Source organism: Streptomyces sp. NPDC045998 (assembly GCF_056430285.1).
This window is the reverse complement of record NZ_JBWKLJ010000006.1, coordinates 80,719-96,254: the sequence shown is the minus strand read 5'-3', so window position 1 is coordinate 96,254 and position 15,536 is coordinate 80,719. Positions and strand designations below refer to the sequence as shown.

General features: G+C 74.3%; 12 protein-coding genes. 6 read left to right on the top strand and 6 right to left on the bottom strand.

Annotated features, from left to right (window positions below; translation table 11 throughout):
• Window positions 1-655 precede the first annotated feature (655 nt).
• Both AC07FJ_RS19100 and AC07FJ_RS19095 read left to right on the top strand, forming a co-directional pair.
• Window positions 656-1,228: a hypothetical protein gene (locus AC07FJ_RS19100; protein ID WP_479050345.1), complete on the top strand. Its 573-nt coding sequence runs from the start codon at window positions 656-658 to the stop codon at window positions 1,226-1,228.
• Window positions 1,218-2,327: a glycosyltransferase gene (locus tag AC07FJ_RS19095; RefSeq protein ID WP_479050343.1), complete on the top strand. Its 1,110-nt coding sequence runs from the start codon at window positions 1,218-1,220 to the stop codon at window positions 2,325-2,327. The genes AC07FJ_RS19100 and AC07FJ_RS19095 overlap by 11 nt, the downstream gene beginning before the upstream one ends.
• On the opposite strand, the gene AC07FJ_RS19090 is transcribed toward AC07FJ_RS19095, so the two are convergent.
• On the bottom strand, window positions 2,320-3,144 hold the full coding sequence (locus tag AC07FJ_RS19090; protein WP_479050341.1) for a class I SAM-dependent methyltransferase: 825 nt from the start codon (window positions 3,142-3,144) through the stop codon (window positions 2,320-2,322). The two genes, AC07FJ_RS19095 and AC07FJ_RS19090, sit on opposite strands and share 8 nt — an antisense overlap.
• A complete protein-coding gene (locus AC07FJ_RS19085; RefSeq protein WP_479050339.1) occupies window positions 3,141-7,829 on the bottom strand; it encodes an aminotransferase class I/II-fold pyridoxal phosphate-dependent enzyme in 4,689 nt (1,562 codons plus the stop codon). The genes AC07FJ_RS19090 and AC07FJ_RS19085 overlap by 4 nt, the downstream gene beginning before the upstream one ends.
• 189 nt (window positions 7,830-8,018) lie before the next feature.
• Here AC07FJ_RS19085 and AC07FJ_RS19080 point away from each other — a divergent pair, with 189 nt between their 5' ends.
• Genes AC07FJ_RS19080 through AC07FJ_RS19070 form a run of 3 tightly spaced genes read left to right on the top strand, consistent with a single transcriptional unit; the run spans window position 8,019 to window position 11,378 of the window.
• Window positions 8,019-8,735: a TetR/AcrR family transcriptional regulator gene (locus AC07FJ_RS19080; protein ID WP_479050337.1), complete on the top strand. Its 717-nt coding sequence runs from the start codon at window positions 8,019-8,021 to the stop codon at window positions 8,733-8,735.
• Between the two features lie 43 nt (window positions 8,736-8,778).
• Window positions 8,779-10,146 carry an MFS transporter gene (locus AC07FJ_RS19075; RefSeq protein WP_479050335.1) on the top strand — a complete coding sequence of 456 codons (1,368 nt, stop codon included), beginning with the start codon at window positions 8,779-8,781 and terminating at the stop codon, window positions 10,144-10,146.
• A 50-nt stretch (window positions 10,147-10,196) separates the two neighbouring features.
• Window positions 10,197-11,378 (top strand): anhydro-N-acetylmuramic acid kinase, encoded by a 1,182-nt coding sequence (locus AC07FJ_RS19070; RefSeq protein ID WP_479050333.1) that lies wholly within the window; start codon window positions 10,197-10,199, stop codon window positions 11,376-11,378.
• Between the two features lie 24 nt (window positions 11,379-11,402).
• On the opposite strand, the gene AC07FJ_RS19065 is transcribed toward AC07FJ_RS19070, so the two are convergent.
• A complete protein-coding gene (locus AC07FJ_RS19065; RefSeq protein WP_479050331.1) occupies window positions 11,403-12,524 on the bottom strand; it encodes a S1 family peptidase in 1,122 nt (373 codons plus the stop codon).
• Between the two features lie 207 nt (window positions 12,525-12,731).
• Here AC07FJ_RS19065 and AC07FJ_RS19060 point away from each other — a divergent pair, with 207 nt between their 5' ends.
• Complete coding sequence (locus AC07FJ_RS19060; RefSeq protein ID WP_479050329.1) at window positions 12,732-13,436, top strand: ester cyclase; 705 nt, start codon at window positions 12,732-12,734, stop codon at window positions 13,434-13,436.
• A gap of 3 nt (window positions 13,437-13,439) precedes the next feature.
• Here AC07FJ_RS19060 and AC07FJ_RS19055 read toward each other — a convergent pair whose 3' ends face one another.
• The 3 genes from AC07FJ_RS19055 to AC07FJ_RS19045 form a co-directional block, all read right to left on the bottom strand.
• Entirely contained in the window at window positions 13,440-14,162 is a 723-nt protein-coding gene (locus AC07FJ_RS19055) for a cation efflux transmembrane domain-containing protein (protein WP_479050327.1), read from the bottom strand.
• A complete protein-coding gene (locus tag AC07FJ_RS19050; RefSeq protein ID WP_361423414.1) occupies window positions 14,162-14,497 on the bottom strand; it encodes an ArsR/SmtB family transcription factor in 336 nt (111 codons plus the stop codon). The genes AC07FJ_RS19055 and AC07FJ_RS19050 overlap by 1 nt, the downstream gene beginning before the upstream one ends.
• Window positions 14,498-14,576: 79 nt before the next feature.
• Window positions 14,577-15,146 carry a hypothetical protein gene (locus tag AC07FJ_RS19045; protein ID WP_479050325.1) on the bottom strand — a complete coding sequence of 190 codons (570 nt, stop codon included), beginning with the start codon at window positions 15,144-15,146 and terminating at the stop codon, window positions 14,577-14,579.
• Window positions 15,147-15,536: the final 390 nt, after the last annotated feature.

Below are 15,536 nucleotides of genomic sequence, written 5' to 3'. Positions count from 1 at the left end.
GGATTCCAAGGCGTGGCGGGCAGTGCACGCACCGGATATGTTCCCGGTGGATTCCATATCTTTCCCGGCCCTTTCAGCTGTGTGATTGACCGGACAAAACGCGCGTGCTAAAGCTGGATATTCAGCAGGTCATTTCCTGGCAGGCACTCGCACGAAGAGGTCCATCGTGTCCTCGTTCCCGGCCGGCCGCTGTCCGGCGCCGTTCGCTCCGCACCCGCTGCGGCGGGCGACGGACTGGCCTGCCGCGGGTTCCCGGAGCCGTTCCTCAGCGGCGCCCCCCACGGGCCCCGGTGCCACGTGCCCGGCCCGCAGGGCCTCCGACCGGCTGGTCCTCGCCGCCACCGCACGCCGCCGCGCCGCCGTACGCCGGCCGTGTGCGGCGCCCCGCCGCCGCCGGGCCCGTGTGGCCCCGCACCCGGCGGGCTCCCGTCGCCGGGCGGACGACTCCGACGGCCCAGGCGACCCTGACGACTCAGGCGGCTCAGGCAGCTCAGGCAGCTCAGGCGGCCCAAGCAGCTCACGTGGCTCGAGCAGCTCAGGCGGCTTTGCCGACCGCGCCCGCGCGGCGCTCGCACGCGCGGCGCTGAATCCGGCTTTCCCTCCGGCCCGGGAGCTTCCGGGCCGTGCACGGACACGGAGCCAGTGGGGGGCCGCCGTGGCCGTCGTCTCCATCCCCCGGACGCGCAGGGCCCGCACGGTGGGCGGTACCGCCGCCACCGCCGCCGTGGCCGTTGTGGCCGCGCGCCCGGCGGGGACGGCCACGGTGCTGTTCTTGGCGGTCGCCGCCGTACTCCTGTTCCACGCGACCGAGGTCGCGGTCGCGGTCGGGTGGCCGCGGGGCTCCGGGCGGATGCGGTCGCCCACCCGCGCCCCCGGCGGGGAAGCGGTGCCGCGGCCCGCCGCCGCCGTACCGGTGTCCGTTCCGGGGCTGGACGGCACCGGCGCGGGGGCGGGGCCCGGTATCGCGGCCGTGCCGTTCCGGGTCCGGCGCCCACACCGCCGGGCCGGGAACGGCGGGCGCGCCACCCCAGGCCGCTGCACCCCAGGCCACTGCACCCCCGGCCACTGCACCCCCGGCCTCGTCGCCAGCCAGCGCACCGAGCCGCCCCGCCCGTCGCCGATCACCAGAGCGCCGCCGCCTCCGGCGCCGGGCGGGGTCGAAGAGACCGGCGCGTGGTCCCACAGCCCAGCCGTCCTGCCGGGAAGGGAGCCCGGCCATGGACGCTAGAGCCCGCAGACCGCGCGTCCTGCTGCTCACCGGCGTGCCGCTCGACGGGCGGAGCGACGCGGACACCGAACTGGCCGCCGCCCTCCGGGAGTCCGTGCCGGACGTCGAGTTCACGTGGTTCGCCCGGTGGCCGCCCCGCGGCGCGCCGCGGCGCGATCCCCGCGTCCCGCCCGGGCGCGCGGTGCCCGTCCTCTCCCTCGACGGCGTTCCACGGCCGCGCCAGCGCCTGCAGATCTCCGTCGCCGCCGCCGTACTGGCGCGCCGCGTCGACCTGGTGCACGTGGTCCTGGCCATCGGCGACGCCTATCCCCTGTTCGCCCGGCTGTGGTCGCCGCTGCTCGCCGGAAGGCCGGTGCTCCACACCGTGACCGGCGTCCGCGACGCACGGCTGCTGCGCCGCGCGCGGCCGCTCGGCCGGACGGTGGCCCTGTCGTCCGCGACCGCGCGGCAGCTGAGCACCGCCGGCTTCGGCCCGGTGGTGGTCGTCCCCCCGGTGGTGCGGCTGGACCAGTGGCCGCTGATGCCCCGCCCGACGGGGCCGACGCCGAAGGTGCTGGTGACCGGAGGTCACGGGCGGGGCGGCGGCGCCGAGGAGGCCGTACGGGCGGCCGCGGTGGCCGCCCGCGCCGGGGCGCGGTTCCGGCTGACGCTGGCGCTGCGCGCCCGCCCCGGGGAGGACGGGCGGGCGCTGGACGACGAGGTGCGCGCCCTGGCGGAGCGCGAGGGGCTGCGGGACGTGGAGGTCCTGGGGTACGTCGACGACATGTGGTCCCTGGTGGCGTCGGCGGACGTGCTGCTGCACGTGCCCTGGGAGCTGACCGACAGGACGGACATCCCGCTGACCGTCCTGGAGGCGCTGAGCACCGGCCGCCCGGTGATCCTGAGCGACCACCCGGAGTTCGCGGCGCTCGGTGACACGGTGCTGCGGGCGCCGATCGGCGACGCGCGCCGCACGGGCCATCTGCTGCGCCAGCTGCTGGAGCGCCCGCACTGGTGGCAGGTGCTGTCGGAGCAGGGCCGGGCGACGATGGAGGAGCGTTTCTCGCCGGAGCGGTTCGGTGCCCAGTACGCGCGCCTCTACGAGGAGTTGCTCAGCTGAGCCGGTCGCGGGGTCCACGGACCGCTTGGAGCAGCACCATGCCCGTGTCCCCGTAGTCGGGCAGGGTCGGGTCCTTGTCGACCCGGGTGACCACCAGCCGCGCGGTGTGCGGGGCGAAGACGTGCCGGACGGTTTCCGTATCGACGGGAAAGGCCGGCCAGACCAGGCCGCCGCCGATCTGATAGCTCGGCATGTTCTCCATGAACGCGGCGACGAGGTGCCCGCCGGGCCGTACGGAGCGGATGAACATGCCGCACAGCTCGGCGAACTCGTCGGCGTCCTCGGTGACGCTCTCGGCGACGAAGTTCATCGACGCCAGGTCGTACGCGCCCTCGGGCACGGCCGTCGCGTCGGCGTGCAGGACGCGCACCCGGGACAGGGCCTCGGTGAGTGTGGCGGGGAGCCTGGGGTCGAGGGCGCGGCACAGCGCGTAGAAGGTCTGCCAGCTCTCGTCGGGGTGTTCCAGCTGCCCGGCCAGGTAGGCGACGTTGCCGGCGCCGGGCTCCAGGGCGTCGATGAGGCGGACGACGGCGGTGGCCGGCATCAGCGGGTAGAGGTTGGGTCCGGCGCCGAACTCCAGGGAGCGGCCGATGCCGTCGGCCGGCAGCCGCCGGTAGAAGGCGCAGTGGTGGCGCAGGACCGTCGCGTCCGAGCTGTGCATGCGCCGGTAGTTCTCGGTGAGGTACGCGGCGACGGGCCACCGGTCCCAGTCGGCTTCGCGGTTGTGCCGGGGTCCCGGTCCCGGCCCCTGGTAGTGAGGGACCTGCCCGTCGTCGAACCGCGGGTCGGGGGCGCGCTCCCCGGGTGCCGGCCTCACGCCCGCCACCCGCCCAGGACGCCGTCCGGCTCGGCGCGGGCGCCCGCCTGCTTGAGCGGGAAGCGGTCGGCGAGCTCAGTGAGGGTGGCGTTGAGCTGGTCGATCTGCTCGTCGGTGTTGAGGGCGGTCATCTGGACGCGGAAGCCGACCTGGCTGCGCGGGACGAGCGGGTAGGCGGCGAGGGTCACGTAGACGCCGTGCTCCCAGAGGAAGTCGCCGACGGCGTCGAGGTCCCAGCTGTCGGCGAGCGGCACCTCGATGATGGGCAGGCCGTCCATGTTGGGCGTGGCGACGCCGAGGGCGCGGATGTGGTCGAGGACGCGGTGCGTCTTGCGGTACAGGTCGGCGCGGATGGCGTCGCCGCGCCGCTCGTTGACGTCGAGGCCCGCGAGGGCGGTCGCGAGGGAGGCGACGGGCGAGGGGCCGGAGTAGAGGTAGGGCCCGGCGGCGACCTTCAGATGGGCCTTCAGGTCGGGCGGGGCGGTGACGAACGCCAGCAGCGAGGAGTACGCCTTCGACAGGCCCGCCACCATCACGATGCCCTCGTAACTCTCGCCGAGGTGGCGGACGATGCTGTTGCCCAGGGAGCCGTACGGCGACGTCTCGTCCGGGGTGCGCTCGCCGATGATGCCGAAGCCGTGGGCGTCGTCGACGTACAGCAGGGCGTCGTGGGAGCGGCAGACGCCGGCGAGGGTGGTCAGGTCGGGGAGGTTGCCGGTCATGCTGTTCACGCCGTCGAGGCAGACGAGGCGCTGCACGCGGGGGGGTGCGGTGGCGAGCAGACGGTCGAGTTCTTCCGGCTGGTCGGCGTGGAACCGCTGCACCGAGGCGCCCTGGCCGCGGGCGACGACGCAGCCGTCGTACATGGTGCGGTGGGCGCGCGCCTCGACGCAGACCAGTCCACCGCCCGCGAGCGCCGGGATCACCGAGCCGTGGATGAGGGTGATGGTCGGCAGGAGGAGGGTGTCCGGGGCACGCAGGAGGCCGGCGAGCCGCTCCTCGATGTCCGTGTAGAGGCGGGGGTTGCCGATGAGCCGGGACCAGCTGGGGTGGGTGCCCCAGCGGCGTACGTAGGGGGCGATGGCGTCCATGATCTCGGGGTCGAAGTCGAACCCGAGGTAGTTGCAGGAGGCGAAGTCGACGAGCCAGTGGTCGCCGACGCGGATGCGGCGCCCGTGGACCTCGTCGATGACGGCGTCGCACATCCTGCTGGTCTTCTGCAGGCGGCCGAGGTCGCCGATGCGCTGTTCGGCGCGGATGGCGGAGCGGGTGAGCTGTGCGCCGACCGGGCCGCGGCCGGCGCGGGCGAGCCCCTCGCGCCCCTGCCGCTCGCCCGTGTCCTGGGGCACGAAGAGGTACCGCTCGGCCTCGTCGGCCGCCATGGGCCGGGCGAAGAGGTAGCCCTGGCCGTGGCGGCAGCCCATGGCGGCGAGCAGGTCGCGCTGGCCGGGGTTCTCGATGCCCTCGGCGATGACCTGGAGGCCGAGGACGTCGGCGATGCGGACGATGCCTTCGACGAGGGCGACCTGCTGGCCGTCGGTGACGATGTCGTCGATGAAGGACTTGTCGACCTTCAGGACGTCGATGGGGAACTCCCGCAGATAGCTGAGCGAGGAGAAGCCGGTGCCGAAGTCGTCGATCGCGATGGAGACGCCGAGTTCCTTGAGGGTGCGCAGGGCGGTGCGGATGTGCTCGTCGCTGCGCATCAGGACGGATTCGGTGATCTCCAGGACGAGGGAGCCGCGCGCCAGGCCGGAGGTGTCGAGGACGCGGCGTACGTCGTCGACGAAGGACGGGTCGAGGAACTGGCGGGCGGAGACGTTGACGTTGAGGTAGAGGGGGTCGGTCCGGGGCCGGGCCCGCTGCCAGCGGGCGATGTCGCCGGCGGCCCGCTGCAGGACCCAGGCGCCGAGCGCCGTGATGTGGCCGGTCTCCTCGGCGAGCGTGATGAACTGGTCGGGCGGGACGAGCCCCCGGTGGCTGTGCGGCCAGCGGATCAGCGCCTCGAATCCGGTGACCTCGCCGCTGACCAGCTCCAGGATGGGCTGGTAGCGCAGGGCGAACGCCTCCTCCGTGATGGCCCGGTCCAGGCCCTCCTGGAGTTCGTGGCGCTCCACCATGCCGGCGTGCAGGTCGGGGCGGTAGCGCCGCCAGTGGCGCTTGCCCGCGGTCTTGGCGGCGTACAGCGCGAGGTCGGCGTGGCCGAGGAGCTCCTCGGCCTCCTCGCCGTCCTCGGCGGTGGCCACGCCCACGGAGGCCGAGACGCTGGTGGAGCCGCTGGTGAGGCGGAAGGGTCCGCCGAGGGCCTGGACGATGTGGGCGGCGAGCCGGTCGGCGTCCTCGGGGGTCCTGGCGCCCTCCATCAGGACGCCGAACTCGTCGCCGCCGAGCCGGGCGGCGGTGTCGCTGAGCCGCAGCACGGACGTGAGCCGGCGGGCGACCGCGACCAGGAGTTCGTCGCCGACGGAGTGGCCCATCATGTCGTTGACGACCTTGAAGTCGTCGAGGTCGACGAAGAGGACGCAGGTGAGGGTGGCGTCCCGGCGGCCGCGCAGCAGCGCGCGCTCGATGCGCTCCAGCAGCAGGACCCGGTTGGGCAGGCCGGTCAGCGAGTCGTGGAAGGCGCGGTGGGTGAGCTCCCGCTCCAGCTGGCGCTGCTCGGTGACGTCGCGCAGGGTCAGCACGATGCCGTGCACGGTCTGCTCGTGGCGGAGGTTGCTGCAGCGGACCTCGACGTCGAGCCGTTCGCCGTCGGCGCGCAGGACGCGCCAGTCGTCGTGGGCGTCCCTGGAGTCCTCGTCGCGTACGCGGGCGAGGATGCGCAGGGCGCGTTCGCGGTCCCGGGGGTCGACGAGCCGCAGCAGCGGGGTGGCGCCGACGAGCGTGCCGAACATGACCTGGGCGGAGGGGCTGGCGTACCGGACGGTGCCGTCGTCGTCGAGGATCAGGATGACGTCGGAGGCGTTGTGGACGAGGGTGCGGAAGTATTCCTCGCTCCTGCGGCGGTTGATCTCCTCGCTGAAGCCGACGCGTTCGAGGGCGAGCGCGGCCTGCGAGGCGAGGGACTCGACGGACACGGCCAGCTGGTCGAGCTCGCGGGCCGGGCCCGCGACGAGCAGGGCGCCCATCGCCGGTTCGAGGGAGTCGGGCGACTGGAGGGCGAGTGGGCAGAGCAGCGCTCGGGTGGAGGGGGCGAGCGCGGCGGCGGCGCCGGGGCCGAGCTCGGCGGTGTCGAGGAGCCGGGTGCCGTCGGTGAGGGGGGCCGGGACGCGGCGGCCGCCGGGGGCGGGGCCCGGCGCGTCGGCGGCCCGATCGCCGGCGTGGTGGCGGTCGTGGTCCCGGTCGTGGTCGTGGTCCTCGTCGTGGTCCTCGTCGTGGTGAGGGGCGTCGTCGTCGAGCGGCGGGCCGGGCAGGAGCGTGGGGTCCGGTCCCGGGCCGGGGACGGGCTCCGGAGGCGGGAAGGGCTCCGACGCCGGGGCCGGCTCCCGGCCCGGCTGCCGGTCCGGCTCGTGGTCCGGGGGTCGGCCCGGCTCCCGGGCCCTCTCCGGGGCGAGCTCCCACACCCACCCGTGCTCCGGGGTGGACACGGGCCGCAGGTTGCCGTCGGCGTCCACGACGAGGAGGACCGACCGGTGGTGTGCGCCCTCGCCGAACAGCGCGTCCGCGGCGCCCTCGACGCACTCGGCGACGTCCTGCGGGGTGACCGCCCCGACCAGCGAGGCGGCGGCCAGGCGGAGGCTGCGCTCCCGGGTGACGGCCCTGCGGTGCTCCGAGACCAGCTCCCACAGCCGGGCCATGACCAGCAGGAACATGACGCCGGAGAACACGGCGATAATGGCGGCGTCCCGCACGCTGCCGAGCAGGGCCTCCGAGAGCAGCATGACCGGCGCGATGAGGGAGGCCCCGGCGAGAACCGCCAGGCGCCGCTTGGCGATGCCCGGCCCGGGCTGCGGCACCCGTTCGGTCAGCCGGACCATCGACGGGTGCAGGGCGGCGAGGCCCCAGGCGGTGAAGAAGACCACCCAGCCCAGGTCCATGAAGGTGCCGACCCGCCAGGTGCCCTGGAGCTGGAGCAGCCCGTAGAGCACGTCGGAGGTGAGGATCCCGACCGTGCCGAGGGCGAGCAGCTGCACGGACCGCTCGCGGGTGCCGCCGAGGGTGAGCAGCCGGACCACCATGGCGAGGACGAGCACGTCACCGAGGGGGTACGCGATCGCCACCGCGCGCTCCACCCAGGTCTCGCTCTCGGCGAGGGCGAGCGGGTTGATCAGGTGGACCCACGACAGCAGGGCGAGCCCGGACGTGAGGATCAGCGCGTCGAGCAGGCTGGCGAGGTCGCGGCCCTGCCACCGCGCGCGGATGAAGCCGAGGACGCCCGCGGCGAAGAGCGGATAGGTGGAGAGGTAGAAGACGTCGGCCAGTGACGGGAAGGGATTCGTCCGGCCGTACACCGCCTCGAGGATGTTGTACGTGGTGTCGCCGGCGATGAAGGTGAGGTTCGCGGCGGCGAGCATCAGCCACGGCCACCGCTGGGCGGGGCGGTGGATACGGATCCCGATGAGGATCGCCGCGACGCCGGACAGGCCGATCAGCGCCCACATGCTGGTGTGCCGGGTGGGCACCAGGAGGTAGACGATCGTGGGCGGGATCACGCACAGGACGTAACAGACCATCAGGCGGTGCACACGGCGACTCGTACGTCCGAGGGGCGTGAGCCCCTTCTTGTGGCGTGTGATCGTCTCCACGGTGACCTGCCGCTGGTCTTCTCTCGCCTCCACAGGACCCGATACGCCCATACAGGCTATATTTACGACGTATATGGACACTTTGCTCCTGTATGTCGGGAGGGTCAAGGGAACCCCCGGAGGCGTGGGATGCCCCAGCAGGCAGGACCGGGGCGGCGCCGTCGCGGGCGGCTGAGCAGGGAGCTCGTTCTCGCCACCGCCCTCGCGCTGGTCGACCGCGAGGGCCTGTCCGCGCTCAGCATGCGGCGGCTCGCCGCCGAGTTGGGGGTCGAGGCGATGGCCCTGTACCGGTACGCCGACGGCAAGGAGGGCCTGTTCGACGGCTTGGTCGAGGCGTTCTTCACGGAGCTCCTGGACGCGCTGGGGCCGCTGGAACCCCTGGAGCCGCCGGGGCGCGGGCGCGACGGTGCCGACTGGCGCGCCGAGCTGCACCGCACCGCGCTCGGCCTCCACCGGCTCTCGCTGCGCCACCCGCAGGTCGTCCCGCTGCTGGCCACCCGCATGCTGGCGGTCCCGCTGTCGCGCCGCCCCCGCGCCGTGCTGCGCGCCCACGAGCACGTCCTGGCGCTCCTCGCCCGCTCGGGCATCGAGGAGGACCGGGCGCCGCTGGCGTACCGCGCCGTGACGGCCTGGACGCTGGGGTACGTCCTCGTGGAGCTGACCGCCGTGGTGGACAGCCCCGACGAGCCCGAGCCGGCGATCCGGTTCGGGCTGCACCGGATGCCCGCCGACGAGCTGCCCCGCCTGCGCGCCGCGGCGCCCGCGCTGGCCGAGAGGGCGGGCGAGGAGGGGCTCGCGGCGGGGCTGGACGCGCTGCTCGACCGGTTCGCCGCACCGGCCCGGTGAACGTCGTTGACAGCGGTCCGCCGCGGTGATGTAACGAACAGTCATGGAGAGGCTGCCCCCACCCGGCCCGGCGACCACGGCGACCGGACCACCCACCGGAACCGAGCCGCCGCGCTCCCGCCGGGCACTGGTGGCGGGCTCGGTCGGCAACTTCATCGAGTGGTACGAGTTCGGGATCTACGGCTACTTCGCCACGATCATCGCCGCCCACTTCTTCAGCCCCGGGGCGGCCGCCCCCGGCGGCGTCGGCGGGGAGGGCGGCGGAGGGGGCGGCGAGGCGCTCGTCAGGACGTACGCGTCCTTCGCCCTCGCCTTCTTCTTCCGCCCGCTCGGCGCGGCCCTCTTCGGCCGCCTCGGCGACCGCGCCGGGCGGCGCCCCGCCCTCGTCCTCGCCGTGCTGCTGATGACGGGCGCGACCACGCTGATCGGCCTGCTTCCGACGTACGCGACGCTGGGCGCGGCGGCGCCGTGGCTGCTCACGCTCCTGCGCGTGGTGCAAGGGCTGTCCGCGGGGGGCGAGTTCGGCGGGGCCGTCTCCGTGATGACGGAGTCCGCCCCGCCGGGCAGGAGGGGCCTGTACGGGGCGTGGCAGTCGTTCACGGTGGCGCTCGGCCTGCTCGGGGGCGCGGGCGTGGCCGCCCTGCTGGCGGCCGTCCTGTCCTCCGGCCAGCTGCACTCCTGGGGCTGGCGGCTGCCGTTCCTGCTGACGCTGCCGATGGGTCTCGCGGCGCTGTGGCTGCGGCTCCGGCTGGAGGAGACCCCGTCGTTCCGGGGCCACGTCCGAGGCGGGGCGGCCCCGCCGGCCGCTCCCGCGCGCGAGGCGGTCCGGGCCGTCGCGCTGGGCGTCGGCCGGCTCATGGGCTGGTCGGCGGCCGGCTACACCTTCCTGGTCGTCCTGCCGTCGTACCTCCAGACCACGCTGAACGCCACGTTCCAGCAGGCGCTGACCGCCACCGTCCTCGCCAATCTGGGCTTCGCGGCCACGATCCTCCCGGCGGGCGCGCTCAGCGACCGGGTGGGCAGGCGGACGGTCATGGTGGCCGGCGCCGTCCTCGCCGTGCTCCTCGCCTTCCCGCTGCTGGACCTGTTGCAGGACCCCGCGGCCGCGACGGCGGCCAAGGGCCTCGCGGTGGTGGCGGCGGGCGCGGTGGTCGGGCTGATGGCGGGCCCGGGCCCGGCGATGCTCGCCGAGATGTTCCCCACACACGTCCGCTACACCGGTCTGGGGCTGGCGTACGCGCTCTCCAACGCGGTGTTCTCCGGCTGCGCGGGTCTCCTCGTCACCCACGCGGTCGAGCGGACCGGCGACGTCGACGTCCCCGCGTACTACGTGGCCGCCACCTGCGCCGTGAGCGCGCTCGCCCTGGCCGGACTGCGCGGTGACGACCACCGCCGCGCCCTGCGCGACTGACGCGCGGCCGGTACGCCGGACAACACGCGACCGACGACGGGAGTGGAGCCGTGCGGGTCATCGGGATGATGTCGGGCACGTCGTACGACGCGGTCGACGCGGCCGCCGCCGATCTGGCGCTCGACGGGGACACCGTCGTCCTGCGCCCGCTCGGCATGGTGAGCGCCGGGTACGACGAGGGGCTGCGGGCCGCGCTGGCCGCCGCGCTGCCCCCGGCGGCCACGACCATGAAGGACGTGTGCGCGCTGGACACGCGCATCGGGCAGGCGTTCGCCTCCCTCGCCGTACGGGCCTGCCGCGAGCTGTGCGGCGGCCGGGCGGAGCTGGTCGTCTCGCACGGGCAGACCGTCCACCACTGGGTCGAGGGGGGCCGGGTGTGCGGCACGCTGCAGCTCGGCGAGCCGGCCTGGATCGCCGAGGCGACCGGCCTCCCGGTGGTCTCGGGCCTGCGCACCCGGGACGTCGCCGCCGGCGGGCAGGGCGCGCCGCTGGTGAGCCTGGTGGACGTGCTGTGGCTGCGCGGCCGCCCCGGCGTGCCGGTCGCGCTCAACCTCGGCGGCATCGCCAACCTCACGGTGGCCGCCGGGCCGGGCGCGCCCCTCGCCTTCGACACGGGCCCGGGCAACGCCCTGATCGACGCGGCCGCGCACCACGCCACGGGCGGCCGGCTGCGGTACGACGAGGACGGCGCCCTGGCGGCCCGGGGCGCCGTGGACGCGGAGCTGCTGCGGCGGCTGCTGGCGGAGCCGTACTACGCGGCGCCGCCGCCCAAGACGACCGGCAAGGAGCTGTTCCACCTGCCGTACCTGCTGGCCGCCCTGGGCGGGGACGGGCGGGGCTCCCTCTCCCCGCCCGACCTGCTGGCCACCGTCACCGAGCTGACCGCCCGTACGGTGGCGGACGCGGTGCGGTCGGCGGGGGCGACGGAGGTCGTCGCCTCGGGCGGCGGCACCCGCAACCCGGTCCTGATGGCCCGGCTGCGCACGGCGCTCGGCGGTGTCCCGGTGCGGGACTCGGACGCGCTGGGGCTGCCGTCGGCGGCCAAGGAGGCGTACGCCTTCGCGGTTCTCGGTTTCCTGACCGCCCACGGGCTGCCCGGCACCGTACCGGCGTGCACCGGTGCCCGGCACGCGAGTGTGCTGGGCTCCCTCACCCCGGGCCGGGACGGGCTGCGGCTGCCCCGGATGCCCGTGGCGGCCGTGCCCGTACGGCTGCGGGTGTCACCGCCCTGACCGTACGGGCACGGGCGCCGCGTCTCACGGCAGGCGGGCGCCGACCGCGGCGAGCGCGGTCGTGACCGGCTGGAAGAACGTCTCGCCGCCCACGTCGCAGTTGCCGCTGCCGCCCGAGGTGAGGCCGACGGCGGCGCCGTCGCGGGTGAACAGCGCGCCGCCGCTGTCGCCCGGTTCGGCGCAGACGGTGGTCTGGATGAGGCCGGTGACCGTGCCCTCCGGATAGTTCACCGTGGCGTTCAGGCCCGTGACCTGACCGTCCCTCAGGCCGGTGGTGCTGCCCATGCGGAACACCTCCTGGCCGACCGCCGCCTCGGCCGCGCCCCGGATCGGCACCTTGCGGCCGCCGCCGACGTCGACGACGTCGGGGGCGGCCGCGCCGGGGTCGTCGTACGTGACCAGGGCGAAGTCGCCCTCGCCGGGGAAGGTGGCGGCCTGGACGGTGCCGAGCTGCGCACCGTTCTCGTCGGTCCACCGCTCGGCGGCGACCCCGCAGTGCCCGGCGGTGAGGAAGCCGCGCTGTCCCTGCTGCGTGGTGACGTTGAAGCCGAGCGAGCAGCGGGCGCCGCCGCCGAAGATGGCGTCGCCGCCGTCGGCGAAGGGCTTGAATTCGCCCTTGGACTTCTGGATGCGGGCGACGCCGTCGCCGAGCGACTTCACGGTCGTCTCCAGCCGGTCCCACCGGTCGCCGGTGACGGTGCGGTCGGCCGTGACGAGGACCTGGTTGGTGCGCGGGTCGACGGCCCAGGCGGTCCCGGGGATGGTCGCCTCGCGGGTGAGCGTGCGCGCGGCGGACGTCAGCGTTCTGGTGCTGTTGCGCACCTCGCGGGGGACCGCGCCCGCCTGGGCCACCTCGACATCGATGTCGTTGTCGTCGCCGACGACGTTGATGATGAGCTGCTGCTTCCCCGCGTCGTAGTACGCCCCGCCGTAGGCGTCCCCGAGCCGGGCGCCCAGCTTCTTCGCCAGGCCGGCCGCGGCGGCGGCGGTCATCTTCTGCGGGATGACCGCCTGGGAGCCGGATCCGGGTCCAGAGCCGCCCTGGGAGGCGTTGGCGTTGGGCAGCAGGATCGCCGCGGCGACGACGCCGGTGGCGGCGGCTCCTGCGAGGACGGCTTTTCTCTTGGTGATGCGCCTGTGGGTCAACTCAGTGGCTCCTGCGGCTGGTTCGGACTCCGGATGCCGGGCCGGCTACCGGGGGGACGCGTCCGCCCCTGGGTACGGACGGCGGAGCCGCCGCGTTCAGCGGGGCGGAGGGTCCGGTTCCCGGCGGGCGGGCGGCTCGACCGAACATCTGCCGCATATCAGACATATTCTGAAGGTGCCCGAGTGACCCGAGCGGCAGGAGGGACCATGTCATTCGTCCAGGTCATCGACCTCAAGACGGACAGGGTCGATGAACTACGCGGCTTGATGGACCAGTGGATCCAGGCGACGGAGGGTAAGCGGACGGCCACCCATTCCATCGTCGGCCGGGACCGCGCCGACGGCACGCACGTCGTCGAGATCGTGGAATTCCCCTCGTACGAGGAGGCGATGAGGAACTCGAACCTGCCCGAGACCAACCGGATCTACCAGCAGCTGATGGAGCTCTGCGACGGCGAGCCGTCGTTCACGGACCTCGATGTCGTCGGGGACCAGCAGCTCAACAAGATCGTGGTGCAGCGGTTCGTCGAGGAGGTCATCAACCGGGGCAACACCAACGCGGCGGACGAGCTGTGCACCGCCGACTACCGGGAGCACGACCCGTCGCTGTCGTCGTACGACGTCGACCTGGAGCGGGCCAAGGCCGAGAACCAGGAGATCATGACGGCGTTCTCGCCCACCTGCACCATCGAGAGTCTGGTGGCGGAGGGCGACCTGGTCTGCATGCGGATGTCCTACACGGGCCGCCACATCGGCGAGTACCGGGGCCTGGAGCCCACCAACCGGGACGTCTCGGGCACCGGCCACGCGACCTTCCGCTGCAAGGAGGGCAAGATCGCCGAGAGCTGGTGGAACATCGACGACCTCGGACTGATGCAGCAGCTCGGCGTCTTCGAGCCCTACGAGAGCTGAGCCCTACGAGAGCTGGGCGTCGTCCCGAACGGGGGCGCAGCACCCGCCGCACGCGTCGGTGGCTTCCGTGGCTTGCGCGGTGGGCGGGGCGGCCGGGGCGCAGCAGCCGTCGCCGCGCCAGGCGTCCCGGCCCTCCTTCACCGCGACCGCGGCGATGACGAGCGCGGCGACGGGGTCCGCCCACGACCAGCCGAGCAGGGCGTGGGCGGCGAGGCCCGCCAGCAGGACGGCCGACAAGTACGTGCACAGCAGGGTCTGCTTGGAGTCGGCGACGGCCGACGCGGACCCCAGCTCCCGTCCCGTGCGCCGCTGGGCGGCGGACAGGAACGGCATGACGGCCAGCGAGGCGGCCGCCAGGACGATGCCCGGGAGCGACTCCTCGGCGTGGCCCGTGCCGCTCAGGGCGCGGAGGGCGTCGACGGCGACGTACGTGGCGAGGGCGAAGAAGGAGACCGCGATGACGCGCAGCGCCGTGCGCTCCCGGGCCTCCCTCACCGCATGGTCCCGCGCGGAGAACTGCCAGGCCACGGCGGCGGCGGAGGAGACCTCGACGATCGAGTCCAGCCCGAAGCCGATGAGGGCCGTGGAGGAGGCCGCGGTTCCGGCGGTGAGGGCGACGACCGCCTCGACGACGTTGTAGGCGATGGTGGCCGCCACCAGCAGGCGTATGCGCCGGGCCAGCCGGTCACGGCGGTCGGCGCTCAGGGTCGCGGTCGCGGTCGCCATCAGCAGCACCCCTTGTCGTCCGCGTCCGGGCACGTCGCGTCCGCCGCGACGGCCACCACGGCGGCGCGCAGGTCGTCCAGGGCGCGGGCGAGCCGGGGGTCGGCGAGCTCGTACCGGCTGCGGCGGCCGACGGGGACGGCGACGACGAGGCCGCAGTCGCGCAGGCAGGCGAGGTGGTTCGACAGGCGCGTACGGGAGACGCCGAGTCGCTCGGCGAGATCGGCGGGGTGCGCGGGTGCTTCGCGCAGCGCGAGCAGCAGCCGGCAGCGGATGGGGTCGGCGAGGGCGCGGCCGAAGCGGGCGAGGGTCTCGATGTCCGAGGCGAGGGTCAGCACGCCGGGAAAGATACACGGGAACCTGAATTCAGGAAAGCCTGAACCATGGCGATGCCGACCCCTGAACCCGTCGGAGGTGTCAGCCCTGGAGACCCGGGACGTTCGGCAGGACGCACAGGACGGAACCCAGTGCCGGTACCGCGCCCACGGCCGCGAGCACCAGCGTCCGCAGGACGTAGCCGACGGCGAGGGGGCGACTGGCCCGTTCCGGGTGTTTGGGGTCGTAGGACAGGGCGACCGGTCCGGTGTAGGCGCGGTCCGAGAGGCCCCAGACGGTGACGACCGACGGGACGTCCTCCATCAGCCGGCCGTCGAGGGTGCGGAACGTCATCTTCGAGAAGACCCACAGATGGGGGCCTTTGCTCCAGATCCTCACCGTGCCGGTCACCTCGCCGACCACGCCGATCCCCCGCCTGCGCAGCAGCCGGAGCGAGCGCACCCGACGCCCCACCCGCCACAGCGGAATCGCGCCGATCGGCCCCAGAAGGCCGCCCACGGCCAGGGTGAGGGCGGCGCCGAGCCGGTCCTGCGGGCTGACGACGCCGAGCAGGAACAGCAGGAGCACGTACAGCGGCGAGGCCGCGGAGAGGCGCAGCGCCCGCAGGGTCCTTCCGGTGAGCTCCCTCGGGGGCTCGGTCTCCGTGCGCACGAGCGCGTGCCCGTCGGGGTCGGGCGTGCTCGCGAGGAGCGCCGCCGTCAGTCGGCCCAGGAACGCCTCGGCCGCGCGGTCGTTGGGGGCGCGCAGCTCGACGGCCGCCCCCAGCCCGTGGCCCGCGGCGCCCGGCGGTCCGCTGATCGTGACGCGCAGGACACCGCCGACCGTGCGCTCGGCCGAGGCGAGCGCGCGCAGCGGCAGTGTCCAGGTCGTGCGGCCCCGCGTGACGAGCAGCCGCTCGCCGTTGAAGCGGGCCGTGGTACCGCCCGACGCGAGGACGTTCTCCTAAGGCCCGTCCGGTATCGCTCTCCGATTCGACATGTCCGGAGGATAGGGGCGGAGTCGTTTCCTCCGGTTATGACCCCGGCCGCACGTGGAGGCGGG

What these genes read in the sequence shown, in the direction of transcription:
- AC07FJ_RS19095 (WP_479050343.1), top strand. Translation starts at nt 1,218, where the DNA reads ATGGACGCTAGAGCCCGCAGACCGCGCGTCCTGCTGCTCACCGGCGTG.
- AC07FJ_RS19080 (WP_479050337.1), top strand. Translation starts at nt 8,019, where the DNA reads ATGCCCCAGCAGGCAGGACCGGGGCGGCGCCGTCGCGGGCGGCTGAGC.
- AC07FJ_RS19075 (WP_479050335.1), top strand. Translation starts at nt 8,779, where the DNA reads ATGGAGAGGCTGCCCCCACCCGGCCCGGCGACCACGGCGACCGGACCA.
- AC07FJ_RS19060 (WP_479050329.1), top strand. Translation starts at nt 12,732, where the DNA reads ATGTCATTCGTCCAGGTCATCGACCTCAAGACGGACAGGGTCGATGAA.
- AC07FJ_RS19055 (WP_479050327.1), bottom strand. Translation starts at nt 14,162, where the DNA reads ATGGCGACCGCGACCGCGACCCTGAGCGCCGACCGCCGTGACCGGCTG.